The sequence below is a fragment of the Ottowia sp. VDI28 genome (genome assembly GCF_049532675.1).
Lineage (GTDB): Bacteria > Pseudomonadota > Gammaproteobacteria > Burkholderiales > Burkholderiaceae_C > Ottowia.
Genome location: NZ_CP149820.1, coordinates 4,499,306 through 4,516,715 on the forward strand (window position 1 = coordinate 4,499,306; position 17,410 = coordinate 4,516,715).

The 17,410-nt window shown below is 62.6% G+C and carries 15 protein-coding genes; 5 read left to right on the plus strand and 10 right to left on the minus strand.

Annotated elements, in window-relative coordinates; all coding sequences use genetic code 11:
• Positions 1–41: 41 nt before the first annotated feature.
• Positions 42–1,316, plus strand: a complete 1,275-nt coding sequence (locus WJU18_RS21455) for a PP2C family protein-serine/threonine phosphatase (protein ID WP_423455518.1) — start codon at positions 42–44, stop codon at positions 1,314–1,316.
• Positions 1,317–1,346: 30 nt separating this feature from the next.
• On the opposite strand, the gene WJU18_RS21460 is transcribed toward WJU18_RS21455, so the two are convergent.
• The 8 genes from WJU18_RS21460 to WJU18_RS21495 all read right to left on the minus strand — a co-directional run bounded on the left by WJU18_RS21460 (position 1,347) and on the right by WJU18_RS21495 (position 9,998).
• On the minus strand, positions 1,347–2,438 hold the full coding sequence (locus WJU18_RS21460; RefSeq protein ID WP_423455520.1) for a hypothetical protein: 1,092 nt from the start codon (positions 2,436–2,438) through the stop codon (positions 1,347–1,349).
• 133 nt (positions 2,439–2,571) lie between these two features.
• Entirely contained in the window at positions 2,572–4,212 is a 1,641-nt protein-coding gene (locus WJU18_RS21465; RefSeq protein ID WP_423455522.1) for a hypothetical protein, read from the minus strand.
• 111 nt (positions 4,213–4,323) lie between these two features.
• Positions 4,324–4,830, minus strand: a complete 507-nt coding sequence (locus WJU18_RS21470; RefSeq protein ID WP_423455524.1) for a hypothetical protein — start codon at positions 4,828–4,830, stop codon at positions 4,324–4,326.
• A gap of 144 nt (positions 4,831–4,974) precedes the next feature.
• On the minus strand, positions 4,975–6,204 hold the full coding sequence (locus WJU18_RS21475; protein WP_423455526.1) for a PucR family transcriptional regulator: 1,230 nt from the start codon (positions 6,202–6,204) through the stop codon (positions 4,975–4,977).
• A 200-nt stretch (positions 6,205–6,404) separates the two neighbouring features.
• Positions 6,405–7,538, minus strand: a complete 1,134-nt coding sequence (locus tag WJU18_RS21480; protein WP_423455528.1) for a branched-chain amino acid ABC transporter substrate-binding protein — start codon at positions 7,536–7,538, stop codon at positions 6,405–6,407.
• 104 nt (positions 7,539–7,642) lie between these two features.
• On the minus strand, positions 7,643–7,831 hold the full coding sequence (locus WJU18_RS21485) for a hypothetical protein (protein ID WP_423455530.1): 189 nt from the start codon (positions 7,829–7,831) through the stop codon (positions 7,643–7,645).
• A 176-nt stretch (positions 7,832–8,007) separates the two neighbouring features.
• Complete coding sequence (locus WJU18_RS21490; protein ID WP_423455532.1) at positions 8,008–8,436, minus strand: DNA polymerase III subunit chi; 429 nt, start codon at positions 8,434–8,436, stop codon at positions 8,008–8,010.
• Positions 8,437–8,456: 20 nt separating this feature from the next.
• Positions 8,457–9,998, minus strand: a complete 1,542-nt coding sequence (locus WJU18_RS21495; RefSeq protein ID WP_423455534.1) for a leucyl aminopeptidase — start codon at positions 9,996–9,998, stop codon at positions 8,457–8,459.
• A gap of 23 nt (positions 9,999–10,021) precedes the next feature.
• Between WJU18_RS21495 and lptF the strand changes: the two genes are divergently transcribed.
• The 3 genes from lptF to WJU18_RS21510 are packed head-to-tail and all read left to right on the plus strand — an operon-like array spanning position 10,022 to position 12,622.
• On the plus strand, positions 10,022–11,230 hold the full coding sequence (gene lptF / locus WJU18_RS21500) for an LPS export ABC transporter permease LptF (RefSeq protein WP_423455536.1): 1,209 nt from the start codon (positions 10,022–10,024) through the stop codon (positions 11,228–11,230).
• Positions 11,127–12,248, plus strand: coding sequence for an LPS export ABC transporter permease LptG (lptG, locus tag WJU18_RS21505; protein WP_423455538.1), 1,122 nt, complete (start codon positions 11,127–11,129; stop codon positions 12,246–12,248). The genes lptF and lptG overlap by 104 nt, the downstream gene beginning before the upstream one ends.
• A gap of 26 nt (positions 12,249–12,274) precedes the next feature.
• Positions 12,275–12,622 carry a sirohydrochlorin chelatase gene (locus tag WJU18_RS21510; protein ID WP_423455540.1) on the plus strand — a complete coding sequence of 116 codons (348 nt, stop codon included), beginning with the start codon at positions 12,275–12,277 and terminating at the stop codon, positions 12,620–12,622.
• Positions 12,623–13,263: 641 nt separating this feature from the next.
• Here WJU18_RS21510 and WJU18_RS21515 read toward each other — a convergent pair.
• Positions 13,264–13,719: an Lrp/AsnC family transcriptional regulator gene (locus WJU18_RS21515; protein ID WP_423455542.1), complete on the minus strand. Its 456-nt coding sequence runs from the start codon at positions 13,717–13,719 to the stop codon at positions 13,264–13,266.
• A gap of 107 nt (positions 13,720–13,826) precedes the next feature.
• Here WJU18_RS21515 and mdeB point away from each other — a divergent pair, with 107 nt between their 5' ends.
• Positions 13,827–16,430 carry an alpha-ketoglutarate dehydrogenase gene (gene mdeB / locus WJU18_RS21520; RefSeq protein ID WP_423455544.1) on the plus strand — a complete coding sequence of 868 codons (2,604 nt, stop codon included), beginning with the start codon at positions 13,827–13,829 and terminating at the stop codon, positions 16,428–16,430.
• A 75-nt stretch (positions 16,431–16,505) separates the two neighbouring features.
• Here the strand turns inward: mdeB and WJU18_RS21525 are convergent, their stop codons facing one another.
• A complete protein-coding gene (locus WJU18_RS21525; RefSeq protein ID WP_423455546.1) occupies positions 16,506–17,405 on the minus strand; it encodes an NAD(P)-binding domain-containing protein in 900 nt (299 codons plus the stop codon).
• Between the last annotated feature and the right edge of the window lie 5 nt (positions 17,406–17,410).

Genomic DNA, 17,410 nt, shown 5'->3' on the forward strand with positions numbered 1-17,410 from the left:
CCGCCTGGGACATCACCGATCAGCAGGATGGCGACAGGCGCATGGAGTTGCTGGCACTTGGCGGCGCATTGGCTTTTCTGGCGGCTTCCGGCTGGGCGGTCTTTGCCTATCTGCGCCGCGCACTGCGTCCGCTGGAACGCTCGGTTCAGGTGCTGGACCGATTGGCCAGCGGTGACCTTCGCGCCATGCCGGATGAAGACGATCAGGCGCTGCCCGACGAAGCAGGCCAGATCGCCCGCAGCGTGGCCGCGCTGCGCAACGAGATGTTCAATCTGCAGATGCTGCGCGACGAGCGTGTGCGCATTCACCAGCAGCAAGAACGCCTGATCCGCCGCCAGTTGCGCCAATTGGCGGACACGCTTGACGAAGCGGCCCGCACCGAGGTGCTGGCCGCCCTGGAGCCGCCGGCCGGCGCTGAGCAGATGCGCGCCGACAATTCGCTTGTTCAGTTGGCCGGCATTCTCGGCCGCATGTCGGATCTGGTCACCACGCAGCAGCACCGGCTGGTGAGCTTGCTCCACAAGCTGCGCGAAGCCATGGCCCAGCAGGCCACTCTGATCAGCCTGCAGCAAGAGCTGGAGATCGCCCGCACCATGCAGTTGTCGATCCTGCCGCGCTCTGCCCCCGAAACTCGGGCGGCCACCGTTTCCGCGCTCATGGAACCGGCCAAGGAAGTGGGTGGCGATTTCTACGACTATTTCCTCATGCAGGACGGCCGCCTTGCGCTGGTGGTGGCCGACGTGTCAGGCAAGGGCATCCCGGCCGCTTTCTTCATGGCGGTTTCGCGCACCCTGCTCAAGAACATCGCACAGTTCCTCCAGGAGCCCGCCGGCATCATCGAGCGGCTGAACAAACAGCTGTGCGCTGAAAACGAACAGATGATGTTCGTCACCGTGTTCCTCGGCCTCCTGGATCTGCAGACAGGCCGGTTGGACTATGTCAACGCCGGCCACAACCCGCCGCTGCTGCTGCGCGCCGACGGCGCCGACGGACGCCACAACACCGTCGAAATCATGCCGCGCGGCCAGAACATGGCCCTGGCTGTCCTGGACGACGCGGTTTTCAAGCAAGGCCGGATGCAGATGCATGCCGGCGACACCCTGCTGCTCTATACCGATGGTGTGACCGAAGCGGCGGATCCGCAAGGCGCCTTCTTCGGCGAAGCCCGGCTGACCGAGCTGGCCGCGCAATATCAGCCATCTGACGGTGATTTGTCTCAAGCTCTGCTGGAAGCGGTTCGCCACTTTGAAGCTGGCGCCAACCAGACAGACGACATCACGTGCGTGGCCACACGGTTCCTGGGGGCTATGTCTTGAGACTAGGCGTTGAAATCACGGCGAAACCCTTCAGGCAAGCTGGCTCTGACTCACATGGAACTCTTGCCTGACATAGATAGCGCCGCTGAAAAATGGCGTCAATTTCTCGTGGGTATCCCAGCCGCTGTCAACCGCCGCAAGAAGCTCGCCCCACAGCAACAAGGGCACAGAAGAAAAGCTGGCTTCCCCGCATCGGCCCTCAAAAGACAGCCATGAAGGAAAGTTGTAGTAACCAGGGGCCTTGGCTACTTTCGAGATGGCGGCCGAATCTCTCTGAAAGCATGGACCGCCGACAGTAAAGGGAGCCACGCCAACGCTGGCAACGGAAGACAAGGACAACGCCCTGACTTCCGAGAAGGCCATGGCGATGGATTTCTCTTGCTTCTTGAGGCGGCCGATCAGGGGCTTACTCTTGTACAGGTAGTCAAACACTTCGGCCAAGGCCGCCTCCAGATAAGCAAGCTCTATCTTCGAGAAGAAAAGCCCTTTGGAAACATCAGTGCCTGCAAAGGTTTTTGATGGCGTTTCCGTGCTTGTCTTGCGCGCCTTCTCAAAAATACTTCGGACCGTTACCAAAGGCTCCAGTTTCTCCAATTCGGTTTTGAAGCGAACGAAGTCTTTGCTGAATGCTGAATCCTTGGGTTCGCCTTTGGAAATTTCCGCCCAACGGCGCATGCCGTGCAAAAATTTCCGCAGCTCAACGACTGTTTTTTCAATGAGGTCGTCCTCGGCGTCTCTTTCAGCCATAGCAGGATCACGTGCCTGTGCAACCGTTTCTGGTGGAATCAAAAGGGCTGAATTCGAGCAAGCCAAAGTTTCGTCTCCCTCGCCCTTCAAAGGGAAACTGCCATACGCTGCAAAGGCTACAGACTTTGACGACGTCAAAGTGCTGCCACCGGCCGGTGAATAGGGCATGTGCGTGCCCTTTTCAAACACACACTCCCGGGCACTCAAGGCCTCTTCCTGAAGCGATTTTCCAACGCCGGTGTCTCCCACGGCATTCCTGTCTTGAGCACCTGATCCGGTCACCGCCTGCGCGCACCTGGCTGGCGAAGGAAAAATGTCCTCATCTTGCTCCCTGAAGACCGATTTGGCGAAGCATTGAAAAACGAAATTGAGCATTCCCACTATTTCCAGCATATCCAGAACCCGAGCCGCCTATCGTGCCCGGGGCATAGATGCTGAGTAACAGGCCTGCTCAAATAGGTTCCAAACGCGCGCCAGAGCCCCGCGCGCTCAGAGTATTTTTATGCTCTCAGGGCTTATAGGCCGCCGTCCGGCAAGGCTCGCCATTGCAGGTGTCCACGACCTTGCCGCCCTCCTTCAGGAACTCCGCCTTCTGCAACCGCGCTGCGGGCGTGTTGCGAGGATCGCTGTGTGGATCCTTGCCGCCTTGAGGCGGGCGGTTGTCCTGGGGAATCGATGAAGCAGGCACGTTGCCAGGGCCGCTGTCCCACAGCACGATGGCGGAGCCATTGTCGTCCGCGGTGCCTGGACGCAGGCACTCAATGCCGACATAAGGGTTGGCATCCGGATGGCGGCCTGGCGCCAACGCCGGGCAGTGCAGTTTCGCGCCGATGGTCCGTGCCTCGATCTCGGCCGACCACATCGTGACCTGGTGATCGCCGTAGGCCACGTGCATCAGCACTTGATGCGAGGGCGTACCCGGCAACGGACGGTCAGTCATGGCGTGGGCGTATCCATTGCCCTCCGCGCGGTCCCACAGCGTCTGCCACAGCGAAAAGATAAACTGCTGATCCAGGGGATCTGGATAAGCGGCGTACACCATCTGCCCAAAGACAGGAAAATCGCTGCTGCGCTCCAGGAGCAGCGAGTAATTGATGCCCGGCACGCCGAGCACCCCGCGCCGAATATCCTGCGATGTCGCCATCAACGCCCCGCCGAGGATTCCCCCCTGGCTGTTGCCATCGTAGTAGAGCGCCCGGGTATCAAGGACGCTCGCGTGTTGCGCGCCCATCTGGAAAGCCGGATCCTGGCTGAAACCGTTAAGCATCGCTCGGCCCAGCAGGTGCGTATTCAGGATGCCCTGCTGAGTGGTGTCAAAGGGTACGCGCGCATTGGACAGATCGAAGAAAGCGAACGATGCAGGCAGCAATTCGTTCTCGGAGAATCCGTACCAATTGGTGGCGCAGAACACGAAGTTGTGCTCGTTGCCCATGCTCTTCACGTTGCCGCCATTCACTTCAGCCGCCCTGCCGAACAGGCCATGGCCGTAAAGGGAAATGCGAGCCGGATTCACGCTGCCATCGGCGTTGAGCACCGCACGCGGAATGTTGCAGATGAAAGGCACTTCCATCGTCGACTTGGCATCATGCACCGGAACGTCGTACATGCCGGGCGCCGCCGAAGCGTAGCGGAAGTGCGGGATCGGCAGCGGCTTGTCGCCGATGGCAGCAAAAGCCGCCTTGAGCTGATCTACCGGCAACGCCGTATTTTCCGGGTCTTGCAGGTAGGGCGCGATAGCAGCCGCTACGGGCATGACGTCCGCAACACCCTCGGTGGGCGCCTCGACGAAGCTGGGCACTGTGAGTACCCCTTCGACACGGCGTGCCAGGAGCGGTTCCTGGTCCAGCTCGAAATCAATGACCTTCTTGACCTTGAAAGCGGGTGCTGCGCTACCCAGTGCATTGAAAGCGGCATCACGAATGGCCAGCATACGCCCGGTGAGGCTGCGCTCGGAAGCCACGGTGAAATCCCATGCCAGATAGAGGGATTCGCGCTCCACGCCAGCGCTCTTGAGCGCGTCGAACAGCGAGTCCATGTGCGCGCGGCGCGAATTGACGAATTCCAGAGCACTCTCATGGCGGTCGCGGTAGATCCGGAAGCCAGCAGCTGCCTCCAGCGGCTTGCCTTGAGCGTCCTTCAGGTTGCGCAACGCTACGATGTAGCGGTGCCCCGGCGTCAGGTTTTTCGCTACGCGGATGTTCAGGCTCTGGCGGTCGGCCGCGGCATTGTTGTTGTCCAGCTCGGCCCATACCAGTTGCGGCTACAATGTCTGGGCATCGAGCACCAGCACGGGGCTGTCCTTGGACAGCGACACCGAAATATCCGTAAGCAGCGGAGCGCCGGTCTGTGCCAGATCCAGGCCCGGCACGCGAGTCACCAGCATGGCGCCAGGAGAGAAGCCGTCATTCCGGTTCCATTCCGTGGCATCTATGGGATGGTTGTTGGCGATCGCGCTACGCGGCATGTAGGCGGTCTTCAGGTTGACCCTACGGCCTGTCTCGCTGCTGGCCTCGGCCACCGTGAAGCGGTCGCTCGGGAACGGTAGCATGCAATGGCTGGGATCCAGGAAATCGCAGCCATCGGCCTTGGCGGCGATGCCCTCCGGCAGTTGCGCGTCGATGTTCTCGGCCATCGCCGGGTCATCGGATCCGCCGCAGCTGGACAGCGCCGCGGCAGCGGCGATAGCCATCAGCGCGAAGCCCGAGCGCCACACGCGCTTGCGGCGGCTCAGCGAAGCCATGGCGGGGTCGCGGATAAAACGATGCATGAACTTGTCTCCTCAAAGCGCCCACCACCTGGGCCTCAAGATGTGTTGTTCATGCAGTTTAGGACAGCGTCGCCAAAGGTGCCACTGTCAATCGGCACAGCGGCGAAGTGCATCTGCACAGTCGGTCGGCGGCCCTTGCTCGCTTCAGTGCAGAGGCGGCTGGATGGGGTCTGTCAGGCGGTGCTGGCGCAGCGCCAGATAAAGCCGGACCATGCTGCCCATGTCATCGAAGCGCACCTTCAGCAGCGACTCGATGCGCCTCAGCCGGAGCATTAGCGTATTTCGGTGAATGCCCAGTTCCGCAGCCACCGCCTTGTGGTTCTGGCGCTGCGCGAAATAGACCTCCAATGTGGATAGAAGCACGGGCTCCCCAGCCAACCGCTCCAGCGTCTTCATGTACAGACCGGAGAGTTCGTCCGAGTGCAGCATCATCGCGTCGAGCGCAAATTCGGCGTAACGGTGCACCGTTTCACCGGCGCTTATCCGCCCGCCGACGGTGATCGCGGTGATGGCCTGTTCGGCGCTGGTACGCCAGCCGGCCGTACCGCATCCGGGCAAGCCCACTCCTGCCGCCACAATACGGTTTTCATGAGCTGTCAGGCGGCGCACCAATGCGGCGAGGCGTGCCTCCCGCTCTTCTGCAGGTTCGGCCGCAGGCGCGGGCAGCCATAGCAGCGAGTGGCCCCGTTGCGGCAATGGCGGCGTGGATTCCTCGGGCATCAATACGGCCATCAGGTCCGGCTCCGCCTTGGGTGAAGACAGGCGCAAAGCGATCGCCACGTGCGGCAAGGCCGGATCCAGCCCCAGCGCATGCACGGTTTCCTCAAAGGCGGACACGGAATCCCCGCTTTCAAACAATGCGTCGGCCAGGGTATCGCAAAGCGGCCGCGCGGCCCCTCTGTCAGCGTAATAGGCCTCGCTGACTGTCCGGCTGATCACGTCGCTGTAGTGCAGCATGAAGGGTGAAACGCCAAACAGCACCTCATCGTTCAGGGAACGGTACTGCCCCGCCTCGGCCAGCAGGGTATCGAAATAGACGCGGGCGCCTGTGCGATAGGCCTGCAAGAGCGCCCCCAGCGAAACGTCTTGCTCATGCCGACGCTGGCTGAAGCGGCCGATCCAGCGCAAGCCTTCATCGTCGGGCGTATCGCGGGCCAGCAGGCTGTCATACCAGAGTTCGGCATTCTTCACCCCGGCGTGGTAGACGTCTTGTGCCAATTTGTCGTCCAACGCCCCATAGTCTGGGATAGTGCTCCGCAGCGTTTCGAGCATGCGCACCGAGAGCGCTGGGCTATCTCCACGCAAGCGATGGATCAGGTCACGCAATTGCGGCGACAGTGGGGTCAAATCGAGAGTGGGAATAGGCTTTTGCATGCGCGTTCTCTTGTCTCCGTGCGGCGTCATGCCTGAGGTGCCCACCCTGCCAACCACCCGGAGTGGGATTTCAATGCGCCGCTGGGCGAAGATGATAGTCCCTGAACGGGATGGAAGCAGCCTTTCCGCCCCTGTGCCCTGGCCACTCCGCCACCAAAAAAAACCGCCCCGTAAGGGGCGGTTTTCTGGAGAGTGTCCGTTCAGTTCAGAGGGGTTTTCTTCCCGTCTTTGTAAACCGACAGCGTGATGGTCGGGTTCTTCAGCTCGCCATTGGGCTCGAACTGGATCACGGAGGTCACGCCCTTATAGTTCGACTCGATCAGCTTCGGGGTATAAACCTTGGGATCGGTGGAGTTCGCACGCTTCATGGCGTCAGCCAACAGCATGGCCGCATCATAGGTGTAGGGGCTGTAGAGCTGGAACTGATTCGGGAAAGTCGCGTCGTAGCGCTTCTTCCACTCCAGGCCGCCAGGCATCTTCTGGATGGAAGAGCCGCCGTCGGCACAAACCACGTTCACCGTCGTCTTGGCGCCAGCGGCCAGCTCAGGCAGTTTCTGCGTGCAGATGCCGTCACCGCCGAAGTACTTGACGTTGCTCATACCCAACTGCTCCATCTGGCGCAGCATGGGGCCGCCCTGGGCGTCCATGCCGCCGAAGAAGATGCCATCAGGGGCCTTGGCTTTGATGGCGGTCAGGATGGCCATGAAGTCGGTCGATTTGTCGGTCGTGAACTGGCGGTCCACCACCTGCATGCCCTTGGCCTTGGCGGTTTTCTCGAAAATATCGGCAACGCCCTGGCCATAGGCCGTACGGTCGTCGATGATGGCGACCTTCTTCAGCTTGAGCGCATCCGCGGCGTAATAAGCCAGCCCAGCACCCAGCGAGTTGTCGTTGGCAATGATGCGGAAGGTGGTCTTGTAGCCGGGCTTGGTCAGATCCGGGTTGGTGGCAGCGCCGGTCACGTGAGGAATGCCGCAGTCGTTGTAGACCTTGGAAGCTGGGATGGTGGTACCCGAATTCAGATGGCCCACCACGCCATTGACCTTGGCATCGCACAGTTTCTGTGCGGCGGCGGTGCCCTGTTTTGGATCGGCGGCGTCATCTTCCGATGCCATTTCCCACTTGATCTTCTTCCCTGCAATAACGATGTTCTGCTTGTTCAGATCGTCAACGGCCATCTTCACGCCGTTTTCGTTGTCCTTCCCGTAATGGGCCTGGGGTCCGGACATGGGCGCCACGCTACCGATCTTGACCACCTGAACATCCTGTGCCATCGCCATGCCAGACACGGCGGCAATGGCGGCGGCGGCCATCAGACTCATCTTCACTTGCATAAAGCCTCCAAAATTGGAAATAGTCGAGCGTAATGTTTGCCCAACGGGCGCAAACGTTAACGCAATTTTGGGGCCAGCGTAATAGGAAACGTGCTAGGTAGCACTTAGGGGTTTTCACCGGTACTCGGCGATCCTCCGCTGGAGTTCGCGCTCGCGACCGTCTCGCGCACCGCCTCCGTCACGGCCTGCCTGATGCGGGCGTTCAAGGCCGGCATCTGCTCGTGCAAGACCTGGGCGATGGTTTCACTGATCCGGGCATCCAGCTCAGGGCCAAGGCGCTTGAGCAACTCCATGACCGCGTCATCCGGAGGCGAATCGGCCGATGGCGGGGCTGGATACTGCGCGTCAGGAGGCAGGGGGTATCAGGCGCGGGAGGCGGCGCCACGATCTCCGTGAGTGTGGGAACGAAGCGAGGCATCTGCCGGGATGGTGGCGAAGTATCGTCGGACATGTGTCTCAGAACGTGTTCTTAGGGCTTGGCAGACAGATCGTGCCGTTTCATGGTGTAACCGCGGTCAGCGTAGTGGCGCCAACGCTCACGGGCGCCTGCCCGATCGGCATCATCGTGGGTCACCAGCTCGATCAAACGTTCGAAACGCTCGAAACCCGCAGGAACGCTGTGGCCCAGATGCAGCAGCACCTGATTGTGGGCTAGCTTGCCTGCATCGGTCGCCAGGACGATGGAGCTGGCGGCCAGCACGGAGGGTTTGGCCGAGATGGCACAGTGCGGCACGAAATCCAGCGCTGAAAAAGACCACAGCGCCTTGTCCAACGCCTGCAGGGTTTCGCCATCGCCCAGCACACCGACCTGCGAGCCGCTGGCATACGCCTTGCGCAGCAGGCGGCAGGCATAGCCGAGCTTGTCAGGCACATTGAAGTGAAAGGCCACCTCGGTCATCTGGAGATCACCCCGTCCTGTCAAGCCCGCTGGCGTTTGCTCTTGGCGGGTGCGGACGCTTTCCTGGCGGTGGTCTTGGCGCCTGTCTTGGCGGTCGTCCCTGCCTTGGCACCTGATGGTACCGGCTCGGACTGCGCCAGCAGATACTGCAGCAACAGGCCCACCGGCCGGCCGGTAGCCCCTTTGGCAGCGCCGCCCTTCCAGGCGGTACCGGCGATATCCAGATGCGCCCAAGGGGTGTCGTCGACGAACCGCTGCAGGAACTTGGCCGCCGTCACCGCACCAGCGGCACGGCCTGCCACATTGGCAACGTCGGCGAAATTGGTCTTCAGACCGTCGGCGTAGTCGTCGTCCAGGGGCATGCGCCAGCACAGATCCTGCGCCTCGGCACCCGCTTGCACCAGCGCTTCGGCCAAGTCGTCGCGGTTGGAGAACAGGCCGCTGCGCACACCGCCCAATGCAATGACGCAGGCGCCCGTCAGTGTCGCGATATCGATCACCGTGCGAGGCTTGAAGCGCTTGGCATAGGTGAGCGCATCGCACAGCACCAGCCGCCCCTCGGCATCGGTGTTGAGAATCTCGATGGTCTGGCCGCTCAGGCTGGTGACCACATCGCCCGGCTTGACGGCACGCCCATCGGGCATGTTCTCGCAGGCCGGGATCAGGCCCACCACGTTGACCGCGGGTTTGAGCTCCGCCAAGGCGCGGAACACCCCCAGCACGCTGGCGGCGCCGCTCATGTCGAACTTCATCTCGTCCATCTCGGGCGCAGGCTTGAGCGAGATGCCGCCGGTATCGAAGGTGATGCCCTTGCCCACCAGCGCCACCGGCGCGCTCGATTTGGCCGCGCCGTTGTAGCGCAGGACGATGAAGCGCAATTCCTGCTCGGAGCCTCGGGCCACTGCCATGAAGGCGCCCATGCCCAGCTTGGCTACTTCCTTGGGCCCCAGGATCTGGCATTCAAAACGGGCGCTCTTGCCCAACTCGCGCGCTGCCTGAGCCAGATGCGTGGGCGTCGCGTGGTTGGCCGGGCGATTGGCCCATTCGCGCGCCAGCTCGACACCCCGAACAGTGCCCACGGCCGTCTGGAAAGCCACGCGCACGGCGGCGGCATCCTGCACGCCCACCAGCACCCGGGCCAGCTTGCGCGGCTCGGACTTGCTCTTGGTAGCGGTGTAGACATAAGTGGTATCCGCCACAGCCTGCACGGCCGCCGCCACGGCGGCGCCATCGACCATACCGGCAAAGCACAGCGCCACATCTTTCGCCGTGCTACCCTTGAGTGCTGCTGTTGCCGCCGAGACCGCCTTGCGGACCGAAGCGGAAGAAGCATCACCGATACCAGCCAGGATCAGCCGCGCGGGCATGACGCGCGCTGCGCCATATGCCTGCAGAAGGTTGCCGGTCTCGGTCTTGAAATCGCCGCTGTCGATGGCACGGCGCAGCAGCACCGAAATGGCGTCTTCGCCAGATTTGAAATCATTGGACACCAACACCACGAGGGCGCTGAACTTGCCGGCGGCAGCCTCATCGAGGCGCAGGGTTTTCAGCTCGAAGTTCATAATTCACCTTTTCCTTTCAGCCGATGTTATTCCATTCGTCGTTTCGCAAGGAGCTCGGACGCAGTTTTGGCGCCACGCTGATCGTGCTGATCACCATCGTGATGACCATGATGCTGATCCGCACGCTCGGCCAGGCCTCGGTCGGCAACGTCAACCCCTCCGAAGTCATGCTGGTGATGGGCTACACGGTGCTCGGCTACTTGCCCACCATCCTGACCCTGAGTCTCTTCGTCGCCGCCACATCCACGCTCACGCGCATGTACGCGAGCAGTGAAATGGTGGTGTGGTTCTCCTGCGGGCAAGGCCTCGCTTCGTTCCTGCGCCCGATGCTGCGCTTCTCCTGGCCGATCCTCCTGGCGGTCGGCGTGCTGGCGCTGGTGGTCTGGCCGTGGTCGAACGTGCAGATCCGCGAACTGCGCGAACGCTACCAGGGCCGGGGCGATATCGAGCGCGTGGCGCCAGGCCAATTCCAGGAATCGGCCGGCGGCCAGCGGGTGTTTTTCATCGACAAGGCCACCGCGGGCAGCGATACCGGCCGCAACATCTTCATCGCTGCCGTGGAAAACCAGAGGGAATCGGTCACGTCGGCGCAAAGCGGACGGGTCGAGATGATCAAGGGCGAGCGCTTTCTTATGCTGAGCAACGGGCAGCGCCTGGAAAATGAGCTCGACACCGGGGATTCCCGCGTCAGCGAATTCGTGGAATACGGCACCCAGATCAGCGACCGCACGCTGGCCGCCTCCACCGACGACTCGCCCCGCTACATGCCCACGCCCGCGCTGGTGCTCAAGCCCACGGCGAACAACCTGTCCGAGCTTTCATGGCGGCTGGGCTTGTTGTTCGCGGCGTTCAACTGCGTGGTGATCGCGCTGGCCGCCACCCGCGTCAATCCACGGGTAGGGCGTAGCGCGGGATTGATTTTTGCTCTCTTCGCCTTCGCCAGCTACTACAACCTGCTGAACGTCGGCCAGTCGTGGATCGCCGACGGCCGCATCGGCATGGCACCGTTCCTGCTGATCCTGCACGGCGGCATTTTCCTGCTGGCGATGGCCTGGCTGATGGCGCGCCAGGGTAACTGGTCCGTTTCGCGCCACCGGCGTTCGGCCCCCACAGCGAAGGCGGCGCGGCATGACCACCATCCGGCGCCTCATCTACGGCGAAATCCTGCGTGCGATGGGCTTCGTCACGCTGGCTTTCCTGCTGCTGTTCTTCTTCTTCGATTTCGTCGATGAATTGCAGGCACTTGGCCGCCTGTCGAACCAGGGCTACACGCTGCCCATGGCCTTGCTCTATGTGACCTTGCTGGTGCCCTCGCACCTCTACGAGCTGCTGCCCATCGCGGTGCTGATCGGCACCATCTACGTCATGGCACGGCTGGCCGAGAGCTCCGAGTTCACCATTTTGCGCACGAGCGGCCTGGGTCCAGGCCGCGCCTTGATCACCCTGCTGACGCTGGGCCTGAGTTTCGTGGTGCTCACTTTCATTTGTGGTGACTACCTGGCGCCAGAGGCCAACCGCGCCGCGCAGGTGCTCAAGGCCCGCTTTTCCGGCGAGCTGACCGTGGGGCAAACCGGCGCCTGGCTGAAAGACCGGCAGGACGAGCGCAGCTATTCGGTCAACGTGGGGGCCCTCTCTCCCTTGGGCAGCATGAGCAACGTGCGCATTTTCGAGTTCAATGCCGAAGGCCGGCTCCTCTCCACCACCAAGGCTGCCCACGCGCGGTTCGCGGCTGATGGCTCCTGGGCCTTGCAGGAAGTGCAGCGCAAAGAGTTCGATCTCACACCGCGTACCGCCGGTGGCGAAGGCCATGCCAACGTACGCAGCTCGAACCCGCCCGAGATGAACTGGCCCACACGCCTGTCGATCGACATGGTGGCGGCGGCGCTCCTGAGCCCTGACCGCATGAAGACCGTGGATCTGTTCCAGTACATCCACCACCTCAACGCCAACGGCCAGAGCGCCCAGCGCTATGAGATCGAGTTCTGGCGCAAGGTGTTCTACCCCTTGAGCTGCCTCGTCATGATGGTGCTGGCACTGCCGTTCGCCTACCTGCACTTCCGCTCGGGCAACATCGCGGGCTTCGTGTTCCTGGGCGTGCTGGCGGGCATCAGCTTCTTCCTGCTCAACAACGTGTTCGGCTTCATCGGCAACCTGCGCAACTGGGAGCCTTGGCTCGCGGCGGCGGCGCCGGGCATTCTGTATTCATTGCTTTCCCTGGGGGCGTTCCGTTGGCTGGTACTCAGGCAATAAGCAGCACAGGCGCCCCACGCGGGATCGTGCTTTTTGCCCACGGCTCGCGCGACCCAGGGTGGCGCATGCCCATCGAAGCCGTCGCTCGCCGCATGCGCGAGATGAAACCCGATGTGCTGGTGGCCTGCGCCTATCTGGAATTGACCGAACCCGATCTGCCTGCCTGCGTGGCTGGCCTGCTGGCGGAGGGCGCCCAAGCCATCACCATCTGGCCGATGTTCCTGGGTAGCGGGCGGCATGCGCGGGAAGATCTGCCCCGGTTGGTGGGCGAATTGCGCGGGAGATACCCTAGGATTGAGTTCCTGCTGCAACCCGCCATTGCAGAGCACCGGGAAGTGCTGGATGCCATGGCGCAGGCGGCGCTGGGAAAATAGAAAGCCGCTTGTATCCGTCATTGCCGGATGGCCGGCCCTAAAAGTCATGCCTTTCAAGCTCTCTGGGTCGCGGTCTGAGCCACAGGGTGTGAATGCTGGCGTTCCGTTTTGTCCGGATGGTTGTCGGGCGCTGGGATGAGGAGATTGGGAAAGAAATAGCCGGGTGGAAATGGCGCGGTGAAAGCCCCCATCCCTGCCTTCCCCCAGTGGGGGAAGGAGTAAGACAGCGGAGCGCAGCGAAGCCTGTTGATGCCAGGGCCGAGCGCAGCGATGGCCCGAGCCGCGGGTCCCCTCTGGCCGTGCCGAGGAGCGCAGAGCGAGGGGTGGGCAAGGGCACTGCAAGATGCCCTTGCTTCGTGCTCTGACTTGCTGCAGCTATTTGAGCGCAGTGAGCGAAGCGATCGTAGCGAGTTCTGCAGCACTACCCCTCGATTGAGCACCACAGGTTACCCGCAGCGTAGCGGAGGGACACGTCCAGTGGGGTCGCCTTTTCTTGGGTTACCTTCTTTTGGCGACGCAAAAGAAGGTGACTGCACTGCCGGGGGCAATCCCGGCCTCCGACATCAACTCAAACAGCAGAAGGCCATTAGAAAGCACTGCGAACGAACTCTTTATCGGAAAGCCAAGATCTTGAACACGTTCTAAGCCAAAGGCAAGGCCGTCTTGTATCTCACCTGCTTGAGCGCGAAGCTGGAGCGGATCTTCTCGATGTCCGCGATCGGAGTCAGCTGATCAAGAATGAAGCGCTCCAGCGCGGCGATGTCGGCCACGACGACGCGGATCAGATAGTCTGAATCACCGGTCATCAGATAGCACTCCATCACCTCCTCCTGCTCCGAGATGCGCTGCTCGAAGCGCGCCAGGGCATCCTTGCTCTGGGTGCGCAGGCTGATGTTGATGAACACGTTGAGGCCCAGGCCCAACTGAGCGGCATCAGCCAAGGCCACGTACCGGCGGATCACTCCGCTCTTTTCCAGCGCCTTGACACGCGCCAGGCAGGGCGACGGCGACAGCCCCACCCGCCGGGCCAGTTCCACGTTCGAGAGCGAAGCGTCTTGCTGCAACTCATTCAGGATGCGTTGATCGGTCTTGTCCAATTTTTCACCCGCATTTTTCTTTCATTGAAGCATATTCTGCTGCAATATAGCCAAATCACGGAACCAATCGGCAGCACATGCGGGCCCGATTTCTCTAGAGTGTCACCATGGATACTTTCTCCCTGACCACGGATACCGATCCGGCTGAAACCACCGAGTGGCGTGAATCTTTCTCTGCCCTGGCCGCCAACGCCGGCCCCTCTCGGGCTCGCTTCATCCTCGACGAACTCGTACGCCTGGCCCGCAGCCAGCAGATCGAGTGGCAGCCTGATCTCAACACGCCCTATATCAATACCATTCCCGCGCAGGCGCAGGCGCCCTTCCCCGGCGATCTGGCGATAGAGGCCAAACTGGCCTCGCTGATGCGCTGGAACGCGCTGGCCATGGTGGTGCGCGCCAACCAGGCCTATGGAGAACTGGGCGGGCATATCGCCAGCTACGCCAGCGTGGCGGATCTGTTCGAGGTGGGTTTCAACCACTTCTTTCGCGCGCGCTCGAACGCGGGAGGAGCCGCCAGCGGAAACGATGCCAGGGATGGCGGGGACCTCGTGTTCTTTCAGCCGCACAGCGCGCCGGGGGTCTACGCCCGCGCCTTCCTCGAAGGCCGGCTGAGCGGAACAGACCTGATGCACTACCGCCAGGAAATCACCGCCTCGGGCCAAGGGGCACAAGGTTTGTGCAGCTACCCTCACCCGTGGCTGATGCCCGATTTCTGGCAATTCCCCACGGGTTCCATGGGCCTGGGGCCGATCAGTTCCATCTACCACGCCCGCTTCATGCGCTACCTCTCCCATCGGGGGCTGATGAACTGCGAGGGCCGCAAGGTCTGGGGGGTGTTCGGCGATGGCGAGATGGATGAGCCCGAGTCCATGAGCGCACTCACCCTGGCCGCGCGCGAGAAGCTCGACAACCTGGTCTGGGTGGTCAACTGCAACCTGCAGCGCCTCGACGGGCCGGTTCGCGGCAACGGGCGGATCATCGACGAGCTCGAACGCCTCTTCTCAGGGGCGGGCTGGAACGTGATCAAGCTCATCTGGGGAAGCGACTGGGATGGGCTGTTCGCGGGCGACGCCAGCGGCGCGCTGGTGCGCGCTTTTGCGGACACCGTGGACGGCCAGATGCAAACCTTCGCCGCCAAGGACGGGCGCTACAACCGTGAACACTTCTTCGGCCAAAACCCGGAGCTCGCCGCCCTGGTGCAGGGCCTCACCGACGAACAGATCGACCAGTTGAAACGCGGCGGACACGACATCGTCAAGATTCACGCCGCCTACGCAGCCGCTGCCGCGCACCGGGGTCAGCCGACCGTGATCCTGGCACACACCAAAAAGGGCTACGGCATGGGCTCCGCTGGCCAGGGCAAGATGACCACGCATAGCCAGAAGAAGCTGGATGCGGACGATCTGATCGAATACCGCAACCGATTCCAGTTGCCGCTGACCGATGAACAGGCCACGGGCCTGGCCTTCTACAAGCCGGCGGAAGACAGCGCGGAAATGCGCTATCTGCGCGAGCACCGGGCGCGGTTGGGTGGCGCGATGCCCCGTCGGGAAACCGCCTGCAGCCAAGTGGCTGTTCCCGAGATGAGCCGGTACGCCAGTTTCGCGCTCAAGGCGGACGGCAAGGAAATGAGCACGACCATGGCTTTCGTGCGAATGCTGGGCACCTTGCTGAAAGATGGCGAACTGGGCCCCCGCATCGTCCCCATCGTGGCGGACGAAGCGCGCACATTCGGCATGGCCAACCTGTTCAAGCAGGTGGGCATCTACAGCAGCGTGGGACAACGCTATGCGCCCGAGGACATTGGCTCGGTTCTCAGCTACCGTGAAGCGCTGGATGGGCAGATTCTCGAGGAAGGCATCAGCGAGGCCGGTGCCATCGCCAGTTGGACGGCAGCCGCCACCAGCTACAGCGTGCATGGATTCGCCATGCTGCCGTTCTACATCTACTATTCGATGTTCGGCTTCCAGCGGGTGGGCGACGCCATCTGGGCTGCGGCCGACCAGCGCTCGCGCGGCTTCTTGCTGGGCGCCACTTCGGGCCGCACCACGCTGGGAGGCGAAGGCTTGCAGCACCAGGACGGCAGCAGCCACCTCATGGCCGCCACCATTCCGAACTGCAAAGCCTACGACCCCGCCTTCGCGGGTGAGTTGGCTGTCATCCTGGATGCCGGCATGCGGGAAATGCTGATCGAGCAGAAAGACGTTTTCTACTACGTCACACTCATGAACGAAAACTACGCCCAGCCGGACTTGCCCGAGGGGGCCGCGGAAGGCGTTCTGCGCGGCGCCTACCGGTTTGCAAGCTATGGGCCTTCGGCGGGCCAGGCAGGCCCGCGCGCCACGCTGCTGGGATCGGGAGCCATCCTGACCGAAGTGATCCGCGCGGCCGAGCAATTGGCATCCGAAGGCGTGGGGGTGGATGTGATCAGCATCACGAGTTGGAGCGAGCTGGCCCGCGATGCGGCCGATGAAGCGCAGGCCAGCTATCTGCACGCGCTGCTGGCGGACACCCAGGGCCCCATCGTGGCCGCGAGCGACTATGTGCGCGCCCTCCCCGAGTCCGTGCGGGCTTCCGTTCCTTCCGGGCGGAGCTATCGCACCCTGGGTACAGACGGTTTCGGCCGCAGCGATACGCGCGCGGCCTTGCGGCAGTTCTTTCGGGTGGATGCCGGCAACGTAGCCGCTATAGTGAGAAAGCAGTTGGCCTGAGCCGTGATCTGGTAGGCAATGTAGGACGGGCAGCAAGTGCCCGGCTTACAAGGCCTATTCGAATGGCACGGAGACTTAGCTCAAGCCCGCCGTCTTGTTCAACATCTCCAGCGCCTGAGCCAGACTGTCTGGCGGCTTGCCATCTAACTGGGCAGCCACTCCCGCCCCGGCGGTCATGGCCAGTCTGTTGCGCACAGCCCGAGCCATCACGGGTTCGACACCGGCCTCACGTACGGCCTCAATGGACATATCCAGCTCATGCATGCGCCGTTGCGCATGCAACAGATGCGTGGTCACCAGCAGCTCGGCCGTCGCGGCGGCAGGCCGGGCATCGAGCCAGTCACAGAAGGTGCCCAGAACCTCTTGCTCCACGTTCATGCGCGTGGCGGCCAGCAAGGCCTCCACATAGAGCGTTTCCAGGCCCTTGGCCAGCACGCTGCGCACGATCTTGATCGCGGACGCCTGTCCTGGTTCATGGCCCACTGCACGGGCATTCATGCCGAACAAGGAGAGACTGCCGGCCACGCGCTGCGCCTCCGGCCCGGCCAGGATGATCGGCATGCGGATACCATCCGCCGCGGCGCCAAGCACAGCGCCGTCGACGAACTTCCGGCCCGCTCGGGCGACGGCGTCTGCGACCGCACGCTTTTGCACCGGCCCCATGGAATTGAGATCGACATAGACCGCATCGGGCGCGAGCTCCGGCGCACAGGCCTGCGCGGCGCTCACTGCGGCCATGGGCGTGACGGCACTGAAGACCACCTGTGCATGGCGCAGCCCCTGCGCGGTAGCACTCCACACGGCGCCTATGCCTTCCGCGCGGGCGCGCGCGGCCTCGTCGGCGGGCACGTTGTGCGCGATGACATGTCTCGCGCCCGCCTTGATCAGCGACGACGCCAGCGAGAGGCCCAACTGACCGGTACCGATCAGGCCTATCCGGATGTCGGGACCGAAACCATTGTTTGGCGTGTCCATGGCGC